The sequence below is a fragment of the Amycolatopsis sp. M39 genome, assembly GCF_001651785.1.
Taxonomy (GTDB): Bacteria; Actinomycetota; Actinomycetes; order Mycobacteriales; family Pseudonocardiaceae; genus Amycolatopsis; species Amycolatopsis rubida.
In genome coordinates this window covers 61,367-81,582 of sequence record NZ_LWSF01000016.1, presented here as the reverse complement: position 1 = coordinate 81,582, position 20,216 = coordinate 61,367, and the positions used below count along the sequence as shown (strand labels likewise).

The window sequence follows — 20,216 nt, the reverse complement described above, 5'->3', positions numbered from 1 at the left end:
TCAGCCCTTGATGAGCGCCTGGTACGCCTCGGCCTCGAGCAGCGCCTCGAGACCGGCCGGGTCGTCGAGCCGGATCTCCACGAGCCAGCCCTCGCCGTAGGGGTCGGAGTTGACGAGCTCCGGCGAATCGGCGACCGCGGAGTTGACCGCGACGATCTCGCCGTCGACCGGCGCGAACAGCTCCGAGACGCTCTTCGTGGACTCGACCTCGCCGAACGCGTCGCCCGCCCCGACCTGCTTGCCGACCTCGGGCAGGTCGACGAACACGACGTCGCCGAGCTGGTCCTGGGCGTATTCGGTGATGCCCACCCGCACGAGCGAACCCTCGCGGGCCGCGACCCACTCGTGCTCCTCGGTGTAGCGCAGTTCTTCCGGAGTGGTCAACGCCGCTCCCCTTCCTGGTGCCGGCTTTCCTGCCGGCAATCTTCCCTCACCGGGTGCGCAGCGCGCGAGCCGCCTGCACGACGTAGAGCACGCCGGACCAGAGGTAGAGGACGCCGCCCCACACCATGAACGCGTAGGCGATCGGCCGCGCGACCGCGGCGACGTCCGAGCCGCCCTGCGTGAGCAGCAGGAACGGGAAGGCGTACATGAGGACGAAGGTCGCGCCCTTGCCGATGTAGGTCACCTCGGGCGGCGCGAACCCGCCGCGGCGCAGCAGCATCACGCACACCCCGAGCACCAGCTCGCGCAGCACCAGCGGCACGACGACCCACCACGGGATGATGTCGCGGATCAGGAACGCGACGAGCGTGGCGAGGATGTAGAGCCGGTCCGCGGCGGGGTCGAGCAGCTGCCCGAGCCGCGACATCTGGTCGAGCCAGCGGGCGAGCTTGCCGTCGAGCCAGTCGGTGAGCGCGGAGAAGATCAGCAGGGCGAGCGCCCAGCCGTCCTCCTTCGGGCCGAGCAGCAGCCACAGGAACACCGGGACGCCCGCCAGGCGCAGCAGCGACAGCAGGTTGGGGACGGTGAGCGCCTGCCGCCACAGGGAGGGCTCGGTCTTGGGCTCGTCGGGGACCGTGGTCACTTGGTCAGCCTAGAGCGGACGGGATCGTGAGGGTTGTCGTGGCGGGGTGAAAGGCGGGGCCGCGGTTGTGCTGAGGCGGGGTTCGGGCGCGGGAGGCGGGTCCGGCGGGCGCTGAACGCCACATCGGGGTTTTCTCGGCGGCGCGGTGCGCGGCGAGTTCGCCGCGGAACACCGGCGGGCCGCCCGGCTTCCTCCCGCGGAGGTCCGCCGGCAGTGGGGGGAACCTCCGCGCACGGGATGGCTGACGCCATCGGGTTGCTCGCTGTGCCGCGAGGAAGACTTCGGCGAACCGGCGCGGCGGGGTCCGTCCGGCTCGGCCTGGAACGATTCCGTCGGTGCCGAGGTGAACCGGTGCCGAAGGTGAACCGGTGCCGCGAGCGAACCGGCACGGCGCGCAAGCCAGCGCCACGAACGAACCGCCACGGCGGGCAAGCCGGTACAGCAGGTGAACCGGTGCAGCACCAGGAAAAACGGCGGATCCGGCGGACGGCGGCCGGAACCCCTCCCCGGCTCCGGCCGCAGTCCGGCGGAAGTCTCAGCGAGAGCGCCGCCTGCCGGCCGCGCGGCGGTGGCTCCAGCCGCGGCGCCGCAGCTGCGCGGTGCTCAGCGTTTCGGGACGGCCGCGGCCGTCGGTGCCCACCCAGCGCGGGCGCACGGCTCCGGCTTCGAGGACGTAGGGGCGGCCGCCGCACCACACCACGCTGCAGGGTTCGGTCGGCGGGTCGGTCGGGGCGTCGGTCTCGGCTGCGGGGACGGTTTCGGTGCTCATGCTCTCGGTGACTCGTGCTCTCTGGCGTCGGGCTTCGGGGACCTGGAACGCGCGGGGCGCCTGCCCTTTACGTCGGCGCGGAACCGCCGAGCGTTAACCGCCCCGGGCCGGATTCCTCCGAACGATGGGTCCCGGCGATGCGGATTTCCCAGTCCGGAAACCGAAAACAACCGTCCACAGTAGACTGAAACGAGGCCGCTCCGGTGTGTCGGTGCCGCTCAGCGGGGGCGCGAGGGGCCAGAATGGGCGCGACCCCGGAGAAAGGATCGCGGTGCTCCCGTCGAAAACCGTGTACGGGCCGCTGTGCGCGGCTGTGGTGGTTTTGCCCGCGCTCACCGCCTGTTCGGGGGATCAAGCGTCACCGGCGGCCGCGTCGTCGGCGCCCTCCGCGATCGCCTCGGCAGCGCCGAGCAGCCACGCTCCCCCGCCGCTTCCGCAGACCGCGGGCGCGAGCAGCCCGCCCGCCGCACCCCGCAGCACCGCGGCCGCGCCGAAACCGTCGAAACAGGCGCCGCCGGCCACTCCGGGCACCTGCGGCACAGTCACCGCGGCGAGCGGGACGACACTGTACGTCTACGACAACAAAGCCACTCCGTGCGCCGACGCGATGGCGCTCGTCAAGAAGTTCCACCAGGCGATCAACGGCCGCCAGGCGGCGGGCTCGAACAACCCGGTCAACGCGACCGTCGACGGCTGGCTGTGCGTTTCCGGCCCGCCCGCCGCGCAGGGCGGCACCACGTGCAGCAAGGGCGAGCAGACCGTGCTGGCGGCGGTGATCCCGGCCGAATGAGACCGGGACCACCGCCGGCTCTCAAGACTTGAGAGCCGGGAAGTCGTCCTCGCGGAACTCGCCCTCCGGCCGCTCGCCGCCCTCCCGGCCGCGCAGTTCGACCCGGCGGATCTTGCCCGAGATGGTCTTCGGCAGGTCGCCGAACTCCAGCCGCCGGATCCGCTTGTACGGGGCGAGGTGCTCCCGCGCGTACGCCAGGATCTCCCGCGCGGTCTCGGCGTTCGGCTCGCGTCCGGCGGCGAGCACGACGTAGGCCTTGGGCACGGCCAGCCGGATCGGGTCCGGCGCGGGCACCACCNACGCTCTCCAGTTCGAACGGCGACATCCGGTAGTCCGAGGCCTTGAAGACGTCGTCGGTGCGGCCGACGTAGGTGATGTAGCCGCGTTCGTCGACCGAGCCGACGTCTCCGGTGTGGTAGTAGCCGTTCGCGAACGCGGCCGAGGTGCGTTCGTCGTCGTCGGTGTAGCCCGCCATCAGGCCGACCGGCCGGTGCGCGAGGTCGAGGCAGATCTCGCCCTCGGCCGCGCGCTCGCCGGTGACCGGGTCGACCAGCGCGACCGCGAATCCGGGCAGCGGGCGGCCCATCGAACCGGCCACGACGTCCTGGCCCGGCGTGTTCGCGACCTGGACGCTGGTTTCGGTCTGCCCGAAGCCGTCCCGGATGGTGACGCCCCACGCCTTCTCGACCTGCTCGATCACCTCGGGGTTGAGCGGCTCCCCCGCGCCGACGACCTTCTTCGGCGGCGTCCGCAGCGCGCTGAGGTCGGCCTGGATCAGCATCCGCCACACCGTCGGCGGCGCGCAGAAGCTGGTGACCGCGCAGCGGTCCATCTGCGCCATCAGGGCGGCCGCGTCGAACCGCGCGTAGTTGTAGAGGAACACGGTCGCTTCGGCGTTCCACGGCGCGAAGAAATTGCTCCACGCGTGCTTGGCCCAGCCCGGCGACGAGATGTTGAGGTGGACGTCGCCCGGTTCCAGCCCGATCCAGTACATTGTGGACAGATGGCCGACCGGGTACGAAACGTGCGTGTGCTGCACGAGTTTCGGCTTCGCGGTGGTGCCCGAGGTGAAGTACAGCAGCAGCGGATCCTCGGCGCGGGTGACCCCGTCCGGGGTGAATTCGGCGGAGGACGCGTACGCGGTTTCGAAGGCGTGCCATCCGGAAACCGGCTCGCCGACCGCGATGCGCGTGTAGTCGCCCGCGACGTCGGCGAACTTCTCCGCGTCGACGTCGCGCACGATCACGTGTTTCGCGTTGCCGCGCTCCACCCGGTCCACGAGATCGACCGGGCCGAGCAACGTGGACGCCGGGATCACGACCGCGCCGAGCTTGATCGCCGCGAGGATGGTCTCCCACAGCTCGCCCTGGTTGCCGAGCATGACGATCACCCGGTCGCCGCGCGAGACGCCGAGGCCGCGCAGCCAGTTCGCGACCTGGTTGGACCGGGCGGACATCTCCGGGAACGTCCAGCGGTTCTCGGTGCCGTCCTCTTCCACGATCCACAGCGCGTACCGCTGCGCGTTCGCCGGGTCCGCCGCGACGGCGTCGAACCAGTCCAGCGCCCAGTTGAACTCGTCCAGCCGCGGCCACGCGAACTCGCGATAGGCAGTGTCGTAGTCCTCGCGGTGGGCCTGCAGATAGTCCCGCGCCGCGCGGAATGCCTGGTAGCCGGTGACCTCAGCGCCGTTGCTCACGTCGTACTCCTCGTGCTCGCTTTCCCGTGCCTGTTCTACTCGCCCGTGAACTCCGGCGCTCGTCGCTCCAGGAAGGCCTGGACGGCTTCCTGGAGGTCCTTGCTCGGCAGGAACGCGGAGTTCCACGCGGCGACGTAGCGCAGGCCCTCGGCGACCTGGCGTTCGGTGTTCGCCGACAGCACCTGCTTGGTGCCCTGGACGACCAGCGGCGGGTTCGCGGCGATCTCCGCGGCCAGCTCGCGGGCCTTGGCCAGCAGCGTCTCCTGGTCCGGGTACACGTCGTTGACCAGGCCGATCTTCTCCGCCCGCGCGGCGTCGACGTCCTTGCCGGTCAGGGCCAGCTCGCGGACATGGCCCTCGCCGACGATCGGCGCGAGCCGCTGGAGGCTGCCGATGTCGGCGACGATCGCGACCTTCACCTCGCGGACGCTGAACTTGGCGTCCTCGCTGGCGAGGCGGATGTCGGCGGCGGTGATGACGTCCACGCCGCCGCCGATGCACCAGCCGGACACGGCGGCGACCACCGGCTTGCGGCATTCGGCGATCGAGCTGACCGCCTGCTGCAGCCGCTGGACCTCGCGGTGGAACTCGGTGCGCGGCCCGGCCAGCGCGTCGCCCGCCAGCAGCGGGGCCCAGCTGCCCATCATCGCGGGCAGGTCGAGGCCGTAGGAGAAGTGCTTGCCGCTTCCGGCGAGGACCACGGCGCGCACGCGCGGGTCGGCGTCGAGGGCGGCGAACACCAGCGGCAGCTCGCGCCAGAAGTCCGGGCCCATCGCGTTGCCCTTGCCCGGGCCGAGCAGGGTGACCTCGGCGACCGGTCCGTCGAGGTCGACGCGGAGCGAGGCGAGTTCGGGCAGGGCGGCTGCTGGTTCGGTCATACGGTCATCTTGACGCATCCCCGCCAGCCCAGCCCATCGGAGTTGACACTGTGCCAACCCGGCTGCGGGATGCTTTCCTGGAGACCCGAGGTGGAGAGGGAGGCGCCCGTATGGATCCGGCACCCGTGCCCGTCGCCGACGCGCCGCCGGCGGAACCCGCGGCGGCCCGCAAGGCAAGGCCGATCGAGCTGTCCGGCTCGTTCCGGCACGAGGGCCAGCGCCTGTGCTACACCGAATACGGCAGCGGCGACCGCGTCGTGGTGCTGATGCACGGGATCATGTTCACCCGCAGGATGCACGCGCCGCTGGCCAGGCGGCTCGCCCGCGCGGGGTTCCGCGTGGTGACCCTCGACCTGCTCGGCCACGGCGATTCGGACCGGCCGACACAGTCGTGGCGCTATTCGATGCCCGCGTTCGGCGAACAGGCCGTCGCGCTGCTCGACCACCTGGAGATCGAGGACGCGGTGGTCGGCGGCACCTCGCTGGGCGCGAACGTGGCGCTGGAGGTGGCCGTCGCCGCGCCGTCGCGGGTGCGCGGGCTGGTGGTCGAAATGCCGGTGCTGGACAACGCGATCATCGCCGGGCTGCTGACCTTCGCACCCCTGTTGTTCGCCGCGCGCTTCCTGCCCGCGACAGTGCGCGGGGTGGCGTGGGCCGCGCACCTGGTGCCGCACGGGAACCAATGGGTGGACGTCATCACGGACACGCTGAGCCAGGAACCGGCGCCGATGGCCGCGTTGCTGCACGGCGTGCTGTTCGGCCGCGTCGCGCCGCCGAAGTCGATCCGGGGCACGATCACCACGCCGACGCTGGTGATCGGGCACGAGGGCGACCCGATCCACCCCTTCGGCGACGCGGGCAGTCTGGCCGAGGACCTGCCGGACGCCGAGTTCGTCCAGGCCCGGAGCCCGGTCGAGCTGCGGTTCGACCCGAAGCGGTTGAGCGCGGCGATCCGGGACTTCGCCTTTCGCCGCTACCCCGCCTGAGCCCGGCTCCCGAGGTCCTTCACGGCACGTCGGGCGGGGCGCGAAGGTCGTCCGCAGCGGCGTGCCCCCTGCCGTGCACGCCATCGGCGAGTTCGGTCCTGAGCGGCTCAGCGAGGTTCGTGAGGGGAACTCTGATTCCGTCAGGGTTCCCCTCACGAACCCCCGGCACGGGTCAATCCTCGTCGAGGCCGGGGGACTCCGGCGGTGCCTGGAGGTCGTGCGCGCGGAACAGGACGGCGTGCTCCACGCCCATGGCCTTGCCGCTCATCGCCGTGAACTGCGGGATGAAGTCCGCGGGCGCGGGGTGGTCCGGGAGCGCGGCCAGGTACGCCGCGTGCGCCTCCAGGGACGCGACACCGCGCTGCAGCGGTTCTCCGGTGACGTCGACGCCGTGGGTCGCCCCGGAACCGGGGAGTCCGGGGACGAGGTACCAGCGCGCCGAATGCGGGGCGAGGCCCTCGTCGTCGATCTGCTCCGGGAAGACCCACCGGTTGCCCGCGTCGCGGATCGCGTCGAGGGTCGCGAGTCCGGCGGCACGGTGGTCGGCCTGGTCGAAGCCGTAGGGCGTTTCGACGTCGAATCCGCAGCCGAGCACGACGTCGGGCTTGCACCGGCGGATCTCGCGGGCGATGTCCCGGCGCAGGTCGAGGCCGTAGACGAGCACGCCGTCCGGATGTTCGAGGACGGCGAGGCGCTCGACGCCGACGGCCGCGCAGGCGTTGCGCTGTTCGGCGACGCGCAGGCGGGCCGTCTCCTCGGGCGGGTTCGGCATGCCCGCCTCGCCGCGGGTGAGCAGGAGGTAGGCGACCTCGATGCCGCGCGCGGTCCAGCGCGCGACGGCGGCGGACGTGCCGTACTCCATGTCGTCCGGGTGCGCGACGACGCAGAGCACGCGCCGGAAGGACTCTTCAGGCAGGGCAGGCAGGGTCATACCGGACATCTTCGCCCGCGGACGGCCCGCTGTCTGCGTTATCCGGCCTGATTCCGGTCCAGTCCGGCCACCGGGCCGAACACGATCACCGCGGGCGGGCGGACTCCCGCGGCCGCCGCTTCCTCGGCCACCGAGGCGAGCGTCGACCGCAGCACCCGCTGGGTCCGCATCGTCCCGTCCTCGACCACGGCGACCGGCGTGTCGCCGGGGCGGCCGCCTTCGAGCAGGGCGGCGGCGAACTTCGGCAGCCGCTCGACGCCCATCATCAGCACGATCGTCCCGCGCATCCGGGCCAGCAGCGACCAGTCCACCAGCGACCGCTCGTCCCCCGGCGCGACGTGCCCGGACACGACGACCACCTCGTGCGCGACCCCGCGGTGCGTCACCGGGACGTCGGCCGCCGCGGGCACCGCGAACGCCGAGGTGATGCCCGGGACCATGGTCACCGGCACGCCGGCCTCGGCACACGCCTGGACCTCTTCGAATCCGCGGCCGAACAGGTACGGGTCGCCGCCCTTGAGCCGGACGACGAACTTGCCCTCCTTGGCCTTTTCGACAAGCGTCCGGTTGATCACGTCCTGGCTCGCCGCGCGGCCGTACGGGATCTTCGCCGCGTCGACGACCTCGACCTCCGGCGCCAATTCGTCCAGCAGGTCGCGCGGGCCGAGCCGGTCGACGACCACGACGTCGGCGCGCGAGAGCAGCCGCCGGGCGCGGACGGTGATCAGGTCCGGGTCGCCGGGCCCGCCGCCGACCAGCGCGACGCCGGGCAGCGTGCCTTCCGGATGCGGCCGGCGGCCGTCCTCGATCGTGCCCGCGTGCAGGCCGTCCAGCATCGCATCGCGGACCGCGGCCGAGCGGAGCGGCTCGCCGCCGGACAGGACGCCGAACAGGAGGCCGCCGTGCCGTCCGGTCGCGGGGGTCACCGCCGAACCGGACTCGCCCTCGTCGGCGCGGACGCAGAAGACGCGTTCCCGCTCCGCCTCCGCGCAGATCTCGGCGTTGGTCGCCGGGTCGTTCGTGCAGGCCAGCGCATACCAAGCCGCGCGCAGGTCGCCCTCGGCGTAGCGGCGCTGGTGCCACACCAGCTCGCCCGCGTCCGCCATCCCCTGCACCGACGGCGTCGTGTGCGGCGACACNGGCGACACCAGCTCGACGCGGGCGCCCGCGCTGATCAGCCGCGGAAGCCGGCGCTGGGCGACGGAACCGCCGCCGAACACCACGACGCGGCGGCCGGTCAGGTCGAGGCCGGAAAGGTAGTGCGGGTCGTCCATGCGCCGAATCTAACAGCGGCGCGCAGCGCCTCCGTCGAGGGCGGCGGAGGGGAGGAAGGCGGAGATACGGGCGGCGCACCGTCTTCTCGTCGCGGCGAGCGCGGGTCATGCCACGCCGGAGTGCGGCTGAGGCCGCTGGGGCTAACGACACGGGAAAATGCGTCGGCTGTCCGCACCCAAATCCGCCGCCGCGTCCGGAAGCGACTGCTGGGCGCATACCGGATCACGTGGGGAGTCATGATGACAAGGAATCGTGCGGCCAGACGAAGACGCGCGGGTGCGGTGGCCGAGGCTCTGCTCGTGCTAGCCCGCCCACGCCGGGCGCGACACAGGGGCAGACGCGCGCCGTCAACAGCCACGGCGTCGCCGCGGGTTACATGCTGACGCCGACCGTCGCCGTCCCGGCGCGCGACACCGGCGTCGTCGTCGGCGAATGGCTGACGCCGGACAACCTGGAGCACCCCTTCCGCTGGGACCCGGACGGCCAGGTCGCCCACCTCGGCACGCTCCCCGGCGACACGTGGTGCATCGCGACCGGCATCTCGCCGACGGCGCCGGCATCTCCGGCCTGGACACGAACCCGGCGAAGGCCCACTCGGCGCGGTGGGTCAACGGCGGGCCGATCACCGACCGCGTGGGCCAGCGCGAACAACGTCATGGACCGGGACGGGACGATCGGCGGGCACCTGACCGGCGGCGAGCACGGCTCCTCCGCACCGACGACCTGGGACCGGAACGGCGTGCTGCACCGGCTGGACTGGCCGAGCCCGCATCCGAGCTGGCTCAATCAGGCCGGCCCCACCGGCTACGCGACCGGCAGCGGGTATCTGTGATTCGGTGCTTTGGGACCCGGACGGCACCATCTGCCTCGTCGACGGGGACATCGCGGGGGTCGGCTCGAACGGCAACGCGGTGGGGGCTTCGCAGAAACGCGCGACTGTCTGGTACGAGAACGAGGACATCGCGCGGTTCGGGATCCTTCCCGGCGGCAGTCACAGCAAGGCGGAGTGGATCGCCGACAGCGGCTACCTCGTCGGAAGCGCGGACCCCACCGGCTGCAAAACGCATGCGGTGACTTGGAAACTCCACTAGCACCGGGTGCGGCTTCGCGCGTCAATCCGGTCCTCACTCGACCCGGAAAACCGGACCGCGCGGCACGAACGGCAGCCGAGCGCCACGCGGAACCAGAAAAGCGTGCTCCCGCGACGGCCGCACGTGATCGCACTGCGCGTCAGTGATGATCAGCACCGGCCCGTCCGCCGGGAAATCCGGGGCGCGGCGCAGCAGCTCGACCCCGGGCTGCAGCCGGGTGCCGCCGCGGCCGCGGACCTTTACCCGGCCCGCGATGTCTTCCACGGCGAGGTATCCGGCGTCGTAGGCGGCCGCGTCGCAGAACACCACCCGGGCGGCCGGGACGTCGCGGGCCCGCGCGTACGACGCGATCGCGCCGAGCGCCTTGCCCAGCAGTTCCGCGTTCATCGACCCGGAGGTGTCCAGCACGACGCCGAAGGTCGCGCGGCGGTCGATCCGCTCCGGACGGACCAGGCCCGGACGCGGGATGTCCGGCGTCGCCGGCTGACGGCGCGACGCCCGCGCGTAGCTGCGCACCGGCCGCTCGGCCCGGACGTGCTCGTCGAACCACTGCGCCAGCTGCGCGTCCCACGGCAGCGGCGGGTGGTCCAGCGCGCGGATCTCCTGTTCCAGCCCGAGCGGCAGCAGGCCGCGGCCCTGCGCCTGGTGATAAACGAGCCCCTGGCTGAGCGCGCGGCGATAGAACTCGTCCAGGTCGACGCCGCCGGTCCGGTCGCCGTCGCGCCACGGCAGCGGCTTGGGTTCGGCCCGGCGCGAGGAACGGCGGGCGGCGGCGTCCGGCTCGGACAGCCAGTCGCCGAGGACGTCGCCCGCCTCACGGCCACCCAGCGTGCGCAGTTTGCGGGCGCGGCGCAGATCGGTGGTCAGCGTGTCGTACACCGATTCCGCGGACAGCCCGGCCAGCTGCGGATCGTGCAGCCCGTCGCCGGGCAATTCGCCGACGCCGAGGGCGACCAGCCAGCCGTTGACCACGTAGTCGCACGCGACGTTCCACAGATACGGATCGCGGCCGAGCGCACGGCGGTCGTGCCGGAGCGCGGCGTGCAGCATCTCGTGGGCGAACACGAACCGCCATTCCTCGGCGGTCAGCGCGGCATGCGGGTTGACGTAGATCTCGCCGTGTTCGGCGTCGACCGCCGCGACCGAGATGTCCCAGGCGCGGACCACCTCCGGATCGGCGATCAGCGTGAACCCGGCGGCCACCGCGCCCAGCAGCGGGAACGACGACGCGAACCAGCCCAGCGCGCGGTCCCACTCCCCCAGCCTCCGCCGGTGCCGGGTCTGGCCGCGCGCGCCGGCGGCCTGCTCCATCGCCTCGGTGGCCGAAGCGATCAGGCCGTGCGCGAACCGCTCGGTCCACGGCGCGGACTTCCCGTAGTACTGGGCGTGCCAGCGGCTCGGCGGCTCCGTGAGCGCGAGACACGGCCGGTCGCCGCCGGTGCCGAGCGAACGGAAGACCTCCGGAACACCGGTGTCGCGCCAAGCGCGGGCAAGGGAAAGCTCGTCCGTGCCGGGAAGTTCGGGCAGCAGCGTGAGCGGCGTCCCGACCCGCACTGCCTCCGCGAACCGGTGCACCGCGACGCAACATGCCGCGCCGTAGCTCGCGTCGACGTCGCGGTCGGCAGTGATCGCGTCCGCCTCGGCGAGCTGTCCCTCGTCCAGATGGCCGAGGCCGAGGTGCAGCAGCAGATGCGCGAACACCCATGCCCACTCGGCCGGTTCGGCGTCGCGGGAGCGGTTCGCGGTGATCAGGCCGCGGTCGGCGACGACTGCCCAAGCCGCGGCGCCGGTCAGGCTGACGCGGTCCAGGCTCGCGCCCTCCGCGAGCCGCTTCAGGACGGTGTTCGCGCGGACCAGCGCCCAGCCCGCGTCGATCGCCTTGTTCCGGCGTTCGCGGAGGCGAGCGTCGGAGCGGACGGTGCTCATGCCCGGGCCGCCACCAGCCGAGGCAGGTCGCGCGCGGCTTCGACCAGGAACCACGCCGGCAGGCGCGGGTTGCCCGCCTCGTCGTCCGCGATCACCAGCTGCGCCATCTCCAGCGAGATCTCCGCCAGTTCGACCAGCAGGCTCTTCGCCCGGAACGCGAACTGCCGCACCGCCGCCGACGCGTGCCGCTTGTCCGCGGGCAGGTCGCGGGAGAGCCGGACGCGGAAGGTCTCGGCGAGGAAGTAGAGCAGGTCGCGCTCGCCCGCCTCGGCGGGCCAGCGCGCGTCGCCCTTGAGGATGGCTTCCAGGTCGTAGGCGTGCCGCGCGACCTTGAGATAGGACCGAAACGCGCCTGCGTGCTGCCGGGTGAGCGTGGCGTACGCGAGCAGCCCGGCGGTCTCGTCGTCGAGCGCATCGCCTGCCGAATGCAGCAGGTCGGACAGCATGTGCCAGGACCTCGGCGTGGAGAAGGGCTCCTCGGTCTTCGGCGGCTGGCTCCACAGGTGGTCCGGGCGCTGGGTCAGGTATTCGACCACTGCCGGATGGATGCCGTTGCCCGCCGCCCAGGCGAGCCAGTCGCCCGCCGACGCGCGCAGGTGAAGGTGGACCAGCCGGTTCACCAGCGCCGAGGCCATCGGCCGGGCGAGCGCCTGGTCGGTGGCGCGGTTGCCGGCGCCGATCACCACCGAACCGGGCGGCAGCTCGTAGGAGCCGATCCGCCGGTCGAGGATCAGCGAATAGAACGCCTTCTGCACGTCCGGCGACGCGGCGTTCAGCTCGTCCAGGAACAGGCAGTACGGCTCGTCGCGCGCGATCTGCTCGGGCGGGCAGAACCGGCTGCGGCCGTCGACGATCTGCGGGACGCCGATCAGGTCCTCGGGCGCGAGCTGCGTGCCGAGCAGCGAGACGCATTCGAGGCCGAGCGCCGCCGCGAATTCCCGGACCAGCGAAGACTTCCCGATTCCGGGCGCGCCCCAGAGGAAGACCGGCCGGACGACGGCGGTCGTGAGCAGGATGTCGGGCAGCTGGGCGGGGGTGACCGTGAGCTGGGCGTGCACAACGCGGACCTTTCCGGTGTCGGGACATCCTCGTGCGACGCCCGTTTCGTGCCGTGATGGTCGCGCGCCCGGCCCGCTGCCCGCATCCGGTTTTTCAGCTCCGCGCCGCCGTCGGGTACGGCAGCAGCGCCATCTCCCGCGCGTTCTTGATCGCGGTCGCCACCTGTTTCTGCTGCTGCGGCGTCAGTCCGGTGACCCGGCGGGCCCGGATCTTGCCCCGGTCGGAAATGAATTTCCGCAGCAGATCGACGTCTTTCCAGTCCACCCGGGTGATTCCGGCTGCGTGGAAGGGGTTCGGGCGGCGGCGCGGCGTCCGGTCTGGTTTGCGCACGGTGCTCACCAGCTCGACTTCGACACGCCGGGCAGTTCCCCGTTGTGCGCCATCTGCCGCATGCGCACCCGGGACAGCCCGAATTTCCGCAGGTATCCGCGCGGACGCCCGTCGGCGGCGTCGCGGTTGCGGATCCGCGTGCGGCTCGCGTCGCGCGGCATCCGTTGCAGCGCAACGACCGCGTCGGCCTTCTCGTCGGCAGAGGCGGACGGCGACGCGATCAGCGCCTTCAGCGCGCGCCGGCGTTCCACGTACCGCGCGGCGATCACCTTCCGCTGCTCGTTCTTCGCGATTTTCGACTTTTTCGCCATTAGCGTTCTTCCTTGAATTCGACGTGCTTGCGCGCCACCGGGTCGTATTTGCGCAACACCATCCGGTCCGGGTTGTTGCGGCGGTTCTTCTTGGTGACATACGTGTAGCCGGTGCCCGCGGTCGACCGCAGTTTGATGACCGGCCGGATGTCGGTGCTTTTCGCCATTCAGAACTTCGCTCCCTTCGCGACGAGGTCGGCGACGACGGCATCGATGCCGCGTTTGCCGATCGTCTTCATGCCCTTCGCCGACACCTTGAGCCGCACGGTGCGGCCGAGGCTCGGCACGTAGTAGCGGCGCGTCTGCAGGTTCGGCTCCCACCGCCGCGAAGTGCGGCGATGCGAATGCGAGACCTGCTTGCCGTAGCCCGGCTTGCGGCCGGTGACCTGGCACACGGCTGACACGGACCCTCCCAAGTTGATAGTGACATTCATGTTCAACTACGCTCGTCACCGTACCCCGCCCCGTCGTCTGGAGATCCAGTGCCCCCACGTCCGCGTGTCCCGCTCGTGCTCTGCAGCGGGATCGCCCGCACCGGCGCTCTCGCCGCGCTTCTGCTCCGCGCGAGCCCCGGCACCGCCGTCGTCCACCACGACCTGCGCGACATCGGCTCCGGCGTCGTCCGCCGCCGGATCCTCCTGCGCGGCCGCGACGAGCTGACCCCGCTCGAACTCGCGCACGGCTGCGTCAACTGCACGCTGCGCGAGGATCTGCTGCCGCTGCTGCGCCGGCTGGCCCGGATGCCGCAGGTCGACCGCATCGTGGTGCGGCTGGACGAAGCGATGGAGCCGGAGCCGGTGAGCTGGGCGATCCGCAACGTCCTGGTCGGCGACCGCCCGGTGAGCGACGACGTCGAGCTCGAAGCGGTGTTCACCGTGCTGGACTGCGCGACCTGGCTCGCCGACGTCACCGGCGACGACCTGCTCGCCGAGCGCGGCCTCCAGGGCAGCCCCGAGGACGAGCGGACGCTCGCGCAGGTCGCACTGTCCCAGGCGGAATCGGCGGACGTGCTCGTGCTCGCCGGAGCCGCACCGGACGCCTGGTGCGCGGCCAGATCCTCCGCGGTGCTGGACCGGGTCGCGCCGTCCGTTCCCCGGGTCGAGCTCGCCCGCACCGACGCCGCCGGACTGTTCGCCGCGATCCCGGCCGACGCCCGCCGCGGCGAGGTCACCGACCTGCACGGCGCGTTGCTGCGCGGCGCGCCGCCGCTGCACCCGGACTGCGGCATCGAACTGCTGCGGTTCACCGCGCAGCGCCCGTTCCATCCGGAGCGGCTGCACGAGGCGATCGACCTGCTGCTCGACGGCGTGGTCCGCACCCGCGGCCGGGCCTGGGTCGCCAGCCAGCCCGACGTCGCGTTCTGGATCGAATCGGCGGGCGGCGGGCTCGGCATCGGGCACGCCGGGCCGTGGCTCGCCTCGCCGGAGGGACCGGACTGGGCCGAGGTCTCCCCCGAACGCCGCACGCTCGCCTCGCTGCGCTGGGACCCGGTGCACGGCGACCGCGCGCAGGAGCTGGTGATCGTCACCGATCAGGCCGCTCCCGCGGAGATCGAGAGCGCGTTGCAAGCCGCCCTGCTCACCGACGCCGAACTCGCCGAAGGCGAAGCCGCCTGGCGCGGATACCCCGACCCCTTCGGGGACTGGCACGAGGACCCCTGCGAAGAAACCGAAGAACCCGACCGGCACGCGAACGCCGCCAACCAGAAGGACGAAACCCTGTGAAACCCGGCATCCACCCCGACTACCACCCGGTGGTCTTCAAGGACTCGTCGACCGGCGACGCGTTCCTGACCCGCTCCACCGCCACCTCCGACCGGACCATCGAATGGTCCGACGGGAACACCTACCCGCTCGTGGCGGTGGACATCAGCGCGTGGTCGCATCCGTTCTGGACCGGCACCCAGCGGATCCTCGACTCGGCGGGCCAGGTCGAGAAGTTCCACCGCCGTTACGGGCAGCGCCGCGGCGGGGGTGCGCGCTGATGGCCGTCCCGAAGCGGAAGATGTCCCGCAGCAACACCCGGTCCCGGCGCTCGCAGTGGAAGGCGGCGGCGCCGGACCTGGTGCCGATCGTCGTGGACGGCGAGCGGAAACTGGTGCCGCGCAAGCTGATCCAGCACTTCCAGCGGCTCGGGCGGTGAGCGTCCCGGTCACTGTCCTTTCCGGATTCCTCGGTGCCGGGAAAACCACGCTGCTCAACCGGATCCTGGCCAACCGCGAGGGCCTGCGCGTCGCGGTGATCGTGAACGACATGAGCGAGGTCAACATCGACGCCGCGCTCGTGCGGGACAGCGTGTCGCGGACCGAGGAGCGGCTGGTCGAGATGACCAACGGGTGCATTTGCTGCACCCTGCGCGAGGATCTGCTCGACGAGGTCGCCCGGCTGTGCGAGGACGGGCGGTTCGGCCATCTGCTCATCGAGTCGAGCGGGATCTCCGAGCCGATGCCGGTCGCGGCGACGTTCTCCTTCCCCGCCGACGACGGCTCCCCGGTGCTGTCGTCGGCGCGGCTGGACACGATGGTCACCGTGGTGGACGCGGCGAACTTCGCCCGCGAACTGGCCCGCGGGGACAGCCTGGCCGAGCGTCGGCTGGACCAGTACGAGGGCGACGAGCGGACGGTCAGCGACCTGCTGATGGACCAGGTCGAGTTCGCCGATGTGCTGCTGCTGAACAAGGTCGACCTGGTCACACCGTCGGAGAAGGACCGGTTGCTCGCCTCGCTGCGCCGCCTCAACCCGGCTGCCGACGTCGTGTCCGCCGAGTTCGGCCGGGTGCCGCTGGAGCGGGTCTTCGGCACCGGCCGCTATGACGCCGAACGCGCGCGGGAAGCGCCGGGCTGGGTGGCGGAACTGAACGGCGACCACGTGCCGGAGACCGAGGAGTACGGCATTTCCAGCGTGGTGTTCCGCTCCCCGCGCGCGTTCGACCCGGTGCGGTTGTGGGACTTCGTGACCTCGCGGCTGGACTCCGGCGAGTTCGGCACGGTGCTGCGGTCGAAGGGGTTCTTCAGCCTCAGCAGCCGGCCGGGCACGCTGGGGTTGTGGTCGCAGGCGGGCAGCGTCGCACGGTTCGAACCGCAGGGCGTCGCGGACGAACCCCGGCAGGAACTGGTGTTCATCGGCGTCGGGCTCGAGCACGCCGCTCTGCTCGACGCACTGGAGACCTGCCTCGCCGAGAGCGGAGCCACCGACGACCCGTTCCCCGAGTGGGAGCCGGTGCACGTCCACTAAGGACGGTTCCGGCTCACGGCCGCAGCACCGTGAGCCGGAACCGCCCGCTCTTCGCCGCCGCGTGCTCCACTGCCTCGCCGACCGCGGACAGCGCGAACTCGTCCACCTCGAACTGGGCCAGGTCCAGCAGTCCGCACCGGGCCAGCGCGATCAGCTTCGGCACCGCGTCGCGCGGGTACATCCACCGGCCCCGCACCGTCACGCTGTTGAGCATCAGCCACGGGTACGGCAGCGCGAGTTCGCCGCCGACCCCGCCCATCAGCACCACGCGGCCGAACTCCCGGACCGTCATCGCCGCCGCGCGCACCGCGGCGGCCGGGGCGGACGGCGGCAGCAGATCCAGCACCAGGTCCACTGGGCCGGCCACCGAGAGCATCGCCTCGCGGTCCTCGTCTTCGTTGCCGCACAACACGACCGTCCGCACGCGATGGCCGAAGCGCTGCTCCAGATCGGCCAGCGCGGCCCGGTTCCGGCCCGGCGCGATCACCCGGCCCGCGCCCATCGCGATCGCCACGGCCACCGCCGCACCGCCGTACGTGCCGGTCGCGCCGCTCACCAGCACCGTCTCCCCCGGCTGCAATCCGCCGTCGAGCAGGCCGCCGTAGGGCACCAGGCAGATCCCGAGCGCGGCCCACCGGCCCGCGCCGGCCTCGCCGATCTCGCCCAGCGGGGCCGCGTTCTCCGTCGGGACCATGGTCCGCTCGGCGAACCCGCCGTTGCGGAAATGGCGCTGCAGCGCCAATCCTCCGTCGCCGCGAGCGGTCAGGCCTTGTAGGACGACGTCCGGCGTCACCGCGTCGTCGCGGGAGCGGACGGCCGGGTCGCAGCGGACCCAATCGCCCGGCCGGAGTTTCGTCGCGTCCGGCCCGGCCGACCGCACCCGGCCGACCGCGCCGGCGCCCAGGATCGCGGGCAGTTCCAGCGCGTACCGCCGGGCGCCGCTGACCACCTCGGCGGTGTAGTGCAGCACCGGCGCCGCGACGACGTCCACGACCACTTCCCCGGTGCCCGGCACCGGCTCCGCGACGTCCTCGACCGACAGCGGGCGCCCGAATTCCTTGAGCACAGCAGCCTTCACCGAATCCTCCTTCGTTCCGTTCCATCCAAGCGGAATCAGGAATCGGCAACCAGGAGCCCGCCGCTACCAGGATCCCGAACATTCGTCCCGGATACCCGTTTCGCACGAGTTGAACAGGCTAGGTTTATCAGTCTAGGCTGTCGATTGTGGCGGACCGGACGATCGACACCCAGGCACACCGCGGCGGGCGCTACAAATGGGTCGCGCTCTCCAACACGACGCTCGGCGTGCTGATGTCGGCGCTGGACGGGTCGATCGTGATCATCTCGCTGCCGGCGATCTTCCGCGGCATCGGACTCGACCCGCTGGCCCCGGCCAACATCGGCTACCTGCTGTGGATGATCCTCGGCTACCTGCTGGTGTCCGCGGTCCTGGTGGTGACGCTCGGGCGGCTCGGCGACATGTTCGGCCGCGTCCGGATGTACAACGTCGGGTTCGTGATCTTCAGCGTCGCCTCGGTGGCGCTGTCGTTCGACCCGTTCCACGCGGGCGGCGGCGCGCTGTGGCTGATCGGCTGGCGGGTGGTGCAGGCCGTCGGCGGCGCGATGCTCACCGCGAACTCCGCGGCGATCCTCACCGACGCCTTCCCGCGCGAACAGCGCGGAATGGCCTTGGGCGTCAACCAGATCACCGCGCTGGCCGGGCAGTTCCTCGGCCTCGTCGCGGGCGGGCTGCTGGCCGAACTCGACTGGCGCGCGGTGTTCTGGGTGAGCGTGCCGTTCGGCGTTTTCGGCACCGTCTGGTCGATCCGCAGCCTGCGCGAGATCAGCAAGCCGCAGCGCGCGCGGATCGACTGGGGCGGCAATGTCACCTTCGCGCTCGGCACCGCGGTCATCCTCGCCTCGATCACCTACGGCATCCAGCCCTACGGCGGCGCGGCGACCGGCTGGGGCAACCCGTGGGTGCTCGGCGGGCTCGGTGCCGGGATCGCGCTGCTGGCGGGGTTCTGCGTGATCGAGACCAGGGCGCCGTCGCCGATGTTCCAGCTGTCGCTGTTCCGCATCCGCGCGTTCACCGCCGGGAACCTCGCCGCGCTGCTTACCGCGATCGCGCGCGGCGGGATGCAGTTCATGCTGATCATCTGGCTGCAGGGGATCTGGCTGCCACTGCACGGCTACGACTACGAGCAGACCCCGCTGTGGGCCGGGATCTACCTGCTGCCGCTCACCGCCGGATTCCTGATCGCCGGCCCGGTGTCGGGATACCTCTCCGACCGGTTCGGCGCGCGGCTGTTCTCCACCGGCGGGCTGGTGCTGGTCGCCGGATCCTTCCTCGGCTTGCTCGCGCTGCCGGTGGACTTCAGCTATCCGGCGTTCGCGCTGCTGCTCGTGCTGAGCGGCATCGGCCAGGGCATGTTCTCCGCGCCGAACACCTCGGCGATCATGAGCAGCGTGCCGGACAACCAGCGCGGCGTCGCGTCCGGCATGCGCTCGACATTCCAGAATTCCGGGACGTCGCTGTCCATCGGCGTGTTCTTCTCGCTGATGATCGCCGGGCTGGCCGGATCGCTGCCCGCGACGCTCACCGGCGGGCTGCGGGCGCACGGCGTCCCGGCGGACGTCGCCGCGAACATCGCCCAGCTGCCGCCGGTGAGCACCCTCTTCGCCGCGTTCCTGGGCAGCAACCCGGTGGCGCACCTGGTCGGCCCCGGGGTGCTCGGCCGGCTCTCCTCCGCCGATTCCGCCGCGCTGACCGGCAAGGAGTTCTTCCCCACGCTGATTTCCGGTCCGTTCCACGACGGACTGGTCACCGTGTTCGTCGCGGCCGCGGCGATGGCGCTGGTCGCCGCGGCCGCGTCCGCGTCGCGGGGGAAGCGGTACTTCCACCAGGACCCGGTCAATCCATCGTGAGCACGATCTTGCCGTGGATGTTCCCCGCCTGATAGGTCCGCATCGCTTCGGCGGCTTCGGCGAGCGGGAACGTCGCCATGATGCGATGCGTCAGCTCGCCTTTCGCGTAACGGCCCGCCAACCGCCCGAGGCGGGCCGCGGAGCGGTCGTTCACCGTGAGCAGGATGCCCAGCTCGCCGGCGCGGTCGTGCTCGACCAGGGTGAGAATCCGGGACCGGTCCTCGATCAGGTCCAAGGTGTACTCCAGCGCGGCGCCGCCGACCCCGTCGATCGCCGCCGTGACGCCGTGGGGAGCCACCCGTTCGACGAAATCCTCGCTGTAGGCAAGAGGAATCGCCCCGAGTGCCCGCACCTGCTCGTGCCACGCCGGACGCGCGACGCCGAGCACCTTCGCGCCGCGCGACCGGGACAGCTGCACCGCCATCGCTCCGACGGAACCAGCCGCGCCGTGCACCAGCACCGTGTCGCCGGGGCCGACGTTGATCCGCTCGATCGCGATCTCCGCGGTCTGCGCCGCCGCGGTGAACGCGCCCGCGACCTCCCACGGCATCTCCGGCGGCTTCGCCACCACCTGGTCCGCTCCGGCGACGACCAGTTCCTGATACGCCCCCAGCCGGCCGAAGCCGAGCACCTCGTCGCCCGCCGCGAACCCTTCGGCGCCTTCCCCGACTTCGTCGACGACCCCGGCGAACTCGTTGCCCGGCACGGTGAACGCGCCCGGTTCCGGCACCGGGATGAGCCCGGCGAGCACCGCGACGTCGAACGCCTGCACCCCCGCGGCCTTCGTCCGGATCCGGACCTCCCCCGGCCCGGGACGCGGTTCCGCGACCTCCTCCAGCCGCAGCACCTCCGGCCCGCCCAGCTCGCGGAACCCCATCGCCTTGCTCATTCCCGCCTCCAGCGCTCGTGTCGATCACCGCCAGTGTTCGACATCAAGCGGACTTGATGTCAAGCCGCGGGGTCGGCCAACCCCCGCCCGATGGGCT

23 protein-coding genes and 1 pseudogene are annotated in these 20,216 nt (G+C 71.9%); 9 read left to right on the top strand and 15 right to left on the bottom strand.

The window, feature by feature from the left end; genetic code table 11:
• The 3 genes from gcvH to A4R44_RS28275 form a co-directional block, all read right to left on the bottom strand.
• Entirely contained in the window at positions 1 to 384 is a 384-nt protein-coding gene (gcvH, locus tag A4R44_RS28285; RefSeq protein ID WP_067587291.1) for a glycine cleavage system protein GcvH, read from the bottom strand.
• A gap of 46 nt (positions 385 to 430) precedes the next feature.
• Positions 431 to 1,027 carry a CDP-alcohol phosphatidyltransferase family protein gene (locus tag A4R44_RS28280; protein ID WP_067587287.1) on the bottom strand — a complete coding sequence of 199 codons (597 nt, stop codon included), beginning with the start codon at positions 1,025 to 1,027 and terminating at the stop codon, positions 431 to 433.
• 535 nt (positions 1,028 to 1,562) lie between these two features.
• Positions 1,563 to 1,796, bottom strand: coding sequence for a hypothetical protein (locus A4R44_RS28275; RefSeq protein WP_067587284.1), 234 nt, complete (start codon positions 1,794 to 1,796; stop codon positions 1,563 to 1,565).
• A gap of 271 nt (positions 1,797 to 2,067) precedes the next feature.
• On the opposite strand from A4R44_RS28275, the gene A4R44_RS49330 reads away from it, so the two are divergent.
• Complete coding sequence (locus tag A4R44_RS49330; RefSeq protein ID WP_067587281.1) at positions 2,068 to 2,586, top strand: hypothetical protein; 519 nt, start codon at positions 2,068 to 2,070, stop codon at positions 2,584 to 2,586.
• A 21-nt stretch (positions 2,587 to 2,607) separates the two neighbouring features.
• Here A4R44_RS49330 and A4R44_RS28265 read toward each other — a convergent pair.
• Together A4R44_RS28265 and A4R44_RS28260 are read right to left on the bottom strand one after the other, a co-directional pair.
• Positions 2,608 to 4,282, bottom strand: a pseudogene (locus A4R44_RS28265) (AMP-binding protein).
• 35 nt (positions 4,283 to 4,317) lie between these two features.
• The gene (locus tag A4R44_RS28260) at positions 4,318 to 5,160 is read right to left on the bottom strand and encodes a crotonase/enoyl-CoA hydratase family protein (RefSeq protein WP_067587278.1); all 843 of its coding nucleotides are present in this window, start codon (positions 5,158 to 5,160) and stop codon (positions 4,318 to 4,320) included.
• Between the two features lie 110 nt (positions 5,161 to 5,270).
• Between A4R44_RS28260 and A4R44_RS28255 the strand changes: the two genes are divergently transcribed.
• Entirely contained in the window at positions 5,271 to 6,146 is an 876-nt protein-coding gene (locus tag A4R44_RS28255; RefSeq protein ID WP_067587275.1) for an alpha/beta fold hydrolase, read from the top strand.
• A 172-nt stretch (positions 6,147 to 6,318) separates the two neighbouring features.
• Here A4R44_RS28255 and A4R44_RS28250 read toward each other — a convergent pair whose 3' ends face one another.
• Both A4R44_RS28250 and cobA read right to left on the bottom strand, forming a co-directional pair.
• Positions 6,319 to 7,086 carry a PIG-L deacetylase family protein gene (locus A4R44_RS28250; protein ID WP_067587272.1) on the bottom strand — a complete coding sequence of 256 codons (768 nt, stop codon included), beginning with the start codon at positions 7,084 to 7,086 and terminating at the stop codon, positions 6,319 to 6,321.
• Between the two features lie 29 nt (positions 7,087 to 7,115).
• A complete protein-coding gene (gene cobA, locus A4R44_RS28245) occupies positions 7,116 to 8,351 on the bottom strand; it encodes a uroporphyrinogen-III C-methyltransferase (protein ID WP_067587269.1) in 1,236 nt (411 codons plus the stop codon).
• A 377-nt stretch (positions 8,352 to 8,728) separates the two neighbouring features.
• Here cobA and A4R44_RS28240 point away from each other — a divergent pair, with 377 nt between their 5' ends.
• Complete coding sequence (locus A4R44_RS28240; RefSeq protein WP_067587266.1) at positions 8,729 to 9,184, top strand: hypothetical protein; 456 nt, start codon at positions 8,729 to 8,731, stop codon at positions 9,182 to 9,184.
• Between the two features lie 4 nt (positions 9,185 to 9,188).
• The gene (locus A4R44_RS28235) at positions 9,189 to 9,443 is read left to right on the top strand and encodes a hypothetical protein (protein WP_067587264.1); all 255 of its coding nucleotides are present in this window, start codon (positions 9,189 to 9,191) and stop codon (positions 9,441 to 9,443) included.
• A 33-nt stretch (positions 9,444 to 9,476) separates the two neighbouring features.
• Here A4R44_RS28235 and A4R44_RS51855 read toward each other — a convergent pair whose 3' ends face one another.
• The 6 genes from A4R44_RS51855 to rpmB form a co-directional block, all read right to left on the bottom strand.
• Positions 9,477 to 11,369 carry a VWA-like domain-containing protein gene (locus A4R44_RS51855; RefSeq protein ID WP_067587261.1) on the bottom strand — a complete coding sequence of 631 codons (1,893 nt, stop codon included), beginning with the start codon at positions 11,367 to 11,369 and terminating at the stop codon, positions 9,477 to 9,479.
• A complete protein-coding gene (locus A4R44_RS28225) occupies positions 11,366 to 12,427 on the bottom strand; it encodes an AAA family ATPase (protein ID WP_067587258.1) in 1,062 nt (353 codons plus the stop codon). Before A4R44_RS28225 ends, A4R44_RS51855 begins: the two co-directional genes overlap by 4 nt.
• Before the next feature lie 94 nt (positions 12,428 to 12,521).
• Entirely contained in the window at positions 12,522 to 12,758 is a 237-nt protein-coding gene (rpsR, locus tag A4R44_RS28220; RefSeq protein ID WP_369805952.1) for a 30S ribosomal protein S18, read from the bottom strand.
• 5 nt (positions 12,759 to 12,763) lie between these two features.
• The gene (gene rpsN / locus A4R44_RS28215; RefSeq protein ID WP_067587252.1) at positions 12,764 to 13,069 is read right to left on the bottom strand and encodes a 30S ribosomal protein S14; all 306 of its coding nucleotides are present in this window, start codon (positions 13,067 to 13,069) and stop codon (positions 12,764 to 12,766) included.
• Positions 13,069 to 13,236, bottom strand: a complete 168-nt coding sequence (gene rpmG, locus A4R44_RS28210; protein WP_009078884.1) for a 50S ribosomal protein L33 — start codon at positions 13,234 to 13,236, stop codon at positions 13,069 to 13,071. Before rpmG ends, rpsN begins: the two co-directional genes overlap by 1 nt.
• Entirely contained in the window at positions 13,237 to 13,473 is a 237-nt protein-coding gene (gene rpmB / locus A4R44_RS28205; protein ID WP_067587249.1) for a 50S ribosomal protein L28, read from the bottom strand. It lies immediately after the preceding gene.
• A gap of 78 nt (positions 13,474 to 13,551) precedes the next feature.
• Between rpmB and mrf the strand changes: the two genes are divergently transcribed.
• Genes mrf through A4R44_RS28185 form a run of 4 tightly spaced genes read left to right on the top strand, consistent with a single transcriptional unit; the run spans position 13,552 to position 16,302 of the window.
• The gene (gene mrf, locus A4R44_RS28200; protein ID WP_067587246.1) at positions 13,552 to 14,793 is read left to right on the top strand and encodes a ribosome hibernation factor-recruiting GTPase MRF; all 1,242 of its coding nucleotides are present in this window, start codon (positions 13,552 to 13,554) and stop codon (positions 14,791 to 14,793) included.
• Entirely contained in the window at positions 14,790 to 15,053 is a 264-nt protein-coding gene (locus tag A4R44_RS28195) for a type B 50S ribosomal protein L31 (protein WP_067587243.1), read from the top strand. The genes mrf and A4R44_RS28195 overlap by 4 nt, the downstream gene beginning before the upstream one ends.
• A complete protein-coding gene (gene rpmF, locus A4R44_RS28190; protein ID WP_067587240.1) occupies positions 15,053 to 15,211 on the top strand; it encodes a 50S ribosomal protein L32 in 159 nt (52 codons plus the stop codon). The genes A4R44_RS28195 and rpmF overlap by 1 nt, the downstream gene beginning before the upstream one ends.
• Entirely contained in the window at positions 15,208 to 16,302 is a 1,095-nt protein-coding gene (locus tag A4R44_RS28185; RefSeq protein ID WP_067587237.1) for a GTP-binding protein, read from the top strand. Before rpmF ends, A4R44_RS28185 begins: the two co-directional genes overlap by 4 nt.
• A gap of 13 nt (positions 16,303 to 16,315) precedes the next feature.
• On the opposite strand, the gene A4R44_RS28180 is transcribed toward A4R44_RS28185, so the two are convergent.
• A complete protein-coding gene (locus A4R44_RS28180; RefSeq protein ID WP_067587234.1) occupies positions 16,316 to 17,380 on the bottom strand; it encodes a zinc-binding dehydrogenase in 1,065 nt (354 codons plus the stop codon).
• A gap of 146 nt (positions 17,381 to 17,526) precedes the next feature.
• Here A4R44_RS28180 and A4R44_RS28175 point away from each other — a divergent pair, with 146 nt between their 5' ends.
• The gene (locus tag A4R44_RS28175; protein ID WP_198545465.1) at positions 17,527 to 19,230 is read left to right on the top strand and encodes an MFS transporter; all 1,704 of its coding nucleotides are present in this window, start codon (positions 17,527 to 17,529) and stop codon (positions 19,228 to 19,230) included.
• Here A4R44_RS28175 and A4R44_RS28170 read toward each other — a convergent pair.
• The gene (locus A4R44_RS28170) at positions 19,217 to 20,119 is read right to left on the bottom strand and encodes an NADP-dependent oxidoreductase (RefSeq protein ID WP_067587231.1); all 903 of its coding nucleotides are present in this window, start codon (positions 20,117 to 20,119) and stop codon (positions 19,217 to 19,219) included. The two genes, A4R44_RS28175 and A4R44_RS28170, sit on opposite strands and share 14 nt — an antisense overlap.
• Between the last annotated feature and the right edge of the window lie 97 nt (positions 20,120 to 20,216).

Coding starts and splice junctions, on each gene's coding strand:
- A4R44_RS28240 (WP_067587266.1), top strand. CDS start 8,729: ATGCTGACGCCGACCGTCGCCGTCCCGGCGCGCGACACCGGCGTCGTC.
- rpsN (WP_067587252.1), bottom strand. CDS start 13,069: ATGGCGAAAAAGTCGAAAATCGCGAAGAACGAGCAGCGGAAGGTGATC.
- A4R44_RS51855 (WP_067587261.1), bottom strand. CDS start 11,369: ATGAGCACCGTCCGCTCCGACGCTCGCCTCCGCGAACGCCGGAACAAG.
- rpmG (WP_009078884.1), bottom strand. CDS start 13,236: ATGGCGAAAAGCACCGACATCCGGCCGGTCATCAAACTGCGGTCGACC.
- A4R44_RS28260 (WP_067587278.1), bottom strand. CDS start 5,160: ATGACCGAACCAGCAGCCGCCCTGCCCGAACTCGCCTCGCTCCGCGTC.
- A4R44_RS28255 (WP_067587275.1), top strand. CDS start 5,271: ATGGATCCGGCACCCGTGCCCGTCGCCGACGCGCCGCCGGCGGAACCC.
- A4R44_RS28250 (WP_067587272.1), bottom strand. CDS start 7,086: ATGTCCGGTATGACCCTGCCTGCCCTGCCTGAAGAGTCCTTCCGGCGC.
- A4R44_RS28170 (WP_067587231.1), bottom strand. CDS start 20,119: ATGAGCAAGGCGATGGGGTTCCGCGAGCTGGGCGGGCCGGAGGTGCTG.
- rpmF (WP_067587240.1), top strand. CDS start 15,053: ATGGCCGTCCCGAAGCGGAAGATGTCCCGCAGCAACACCCGGTCCCGG.
- A4R44_RS28275 (WP_067587284.1), bottom strand. CDS start 1,796: ATGAGCACCGAAACCGTCCCCGCAGCCGAGACCGACGCCCCGACCGAC.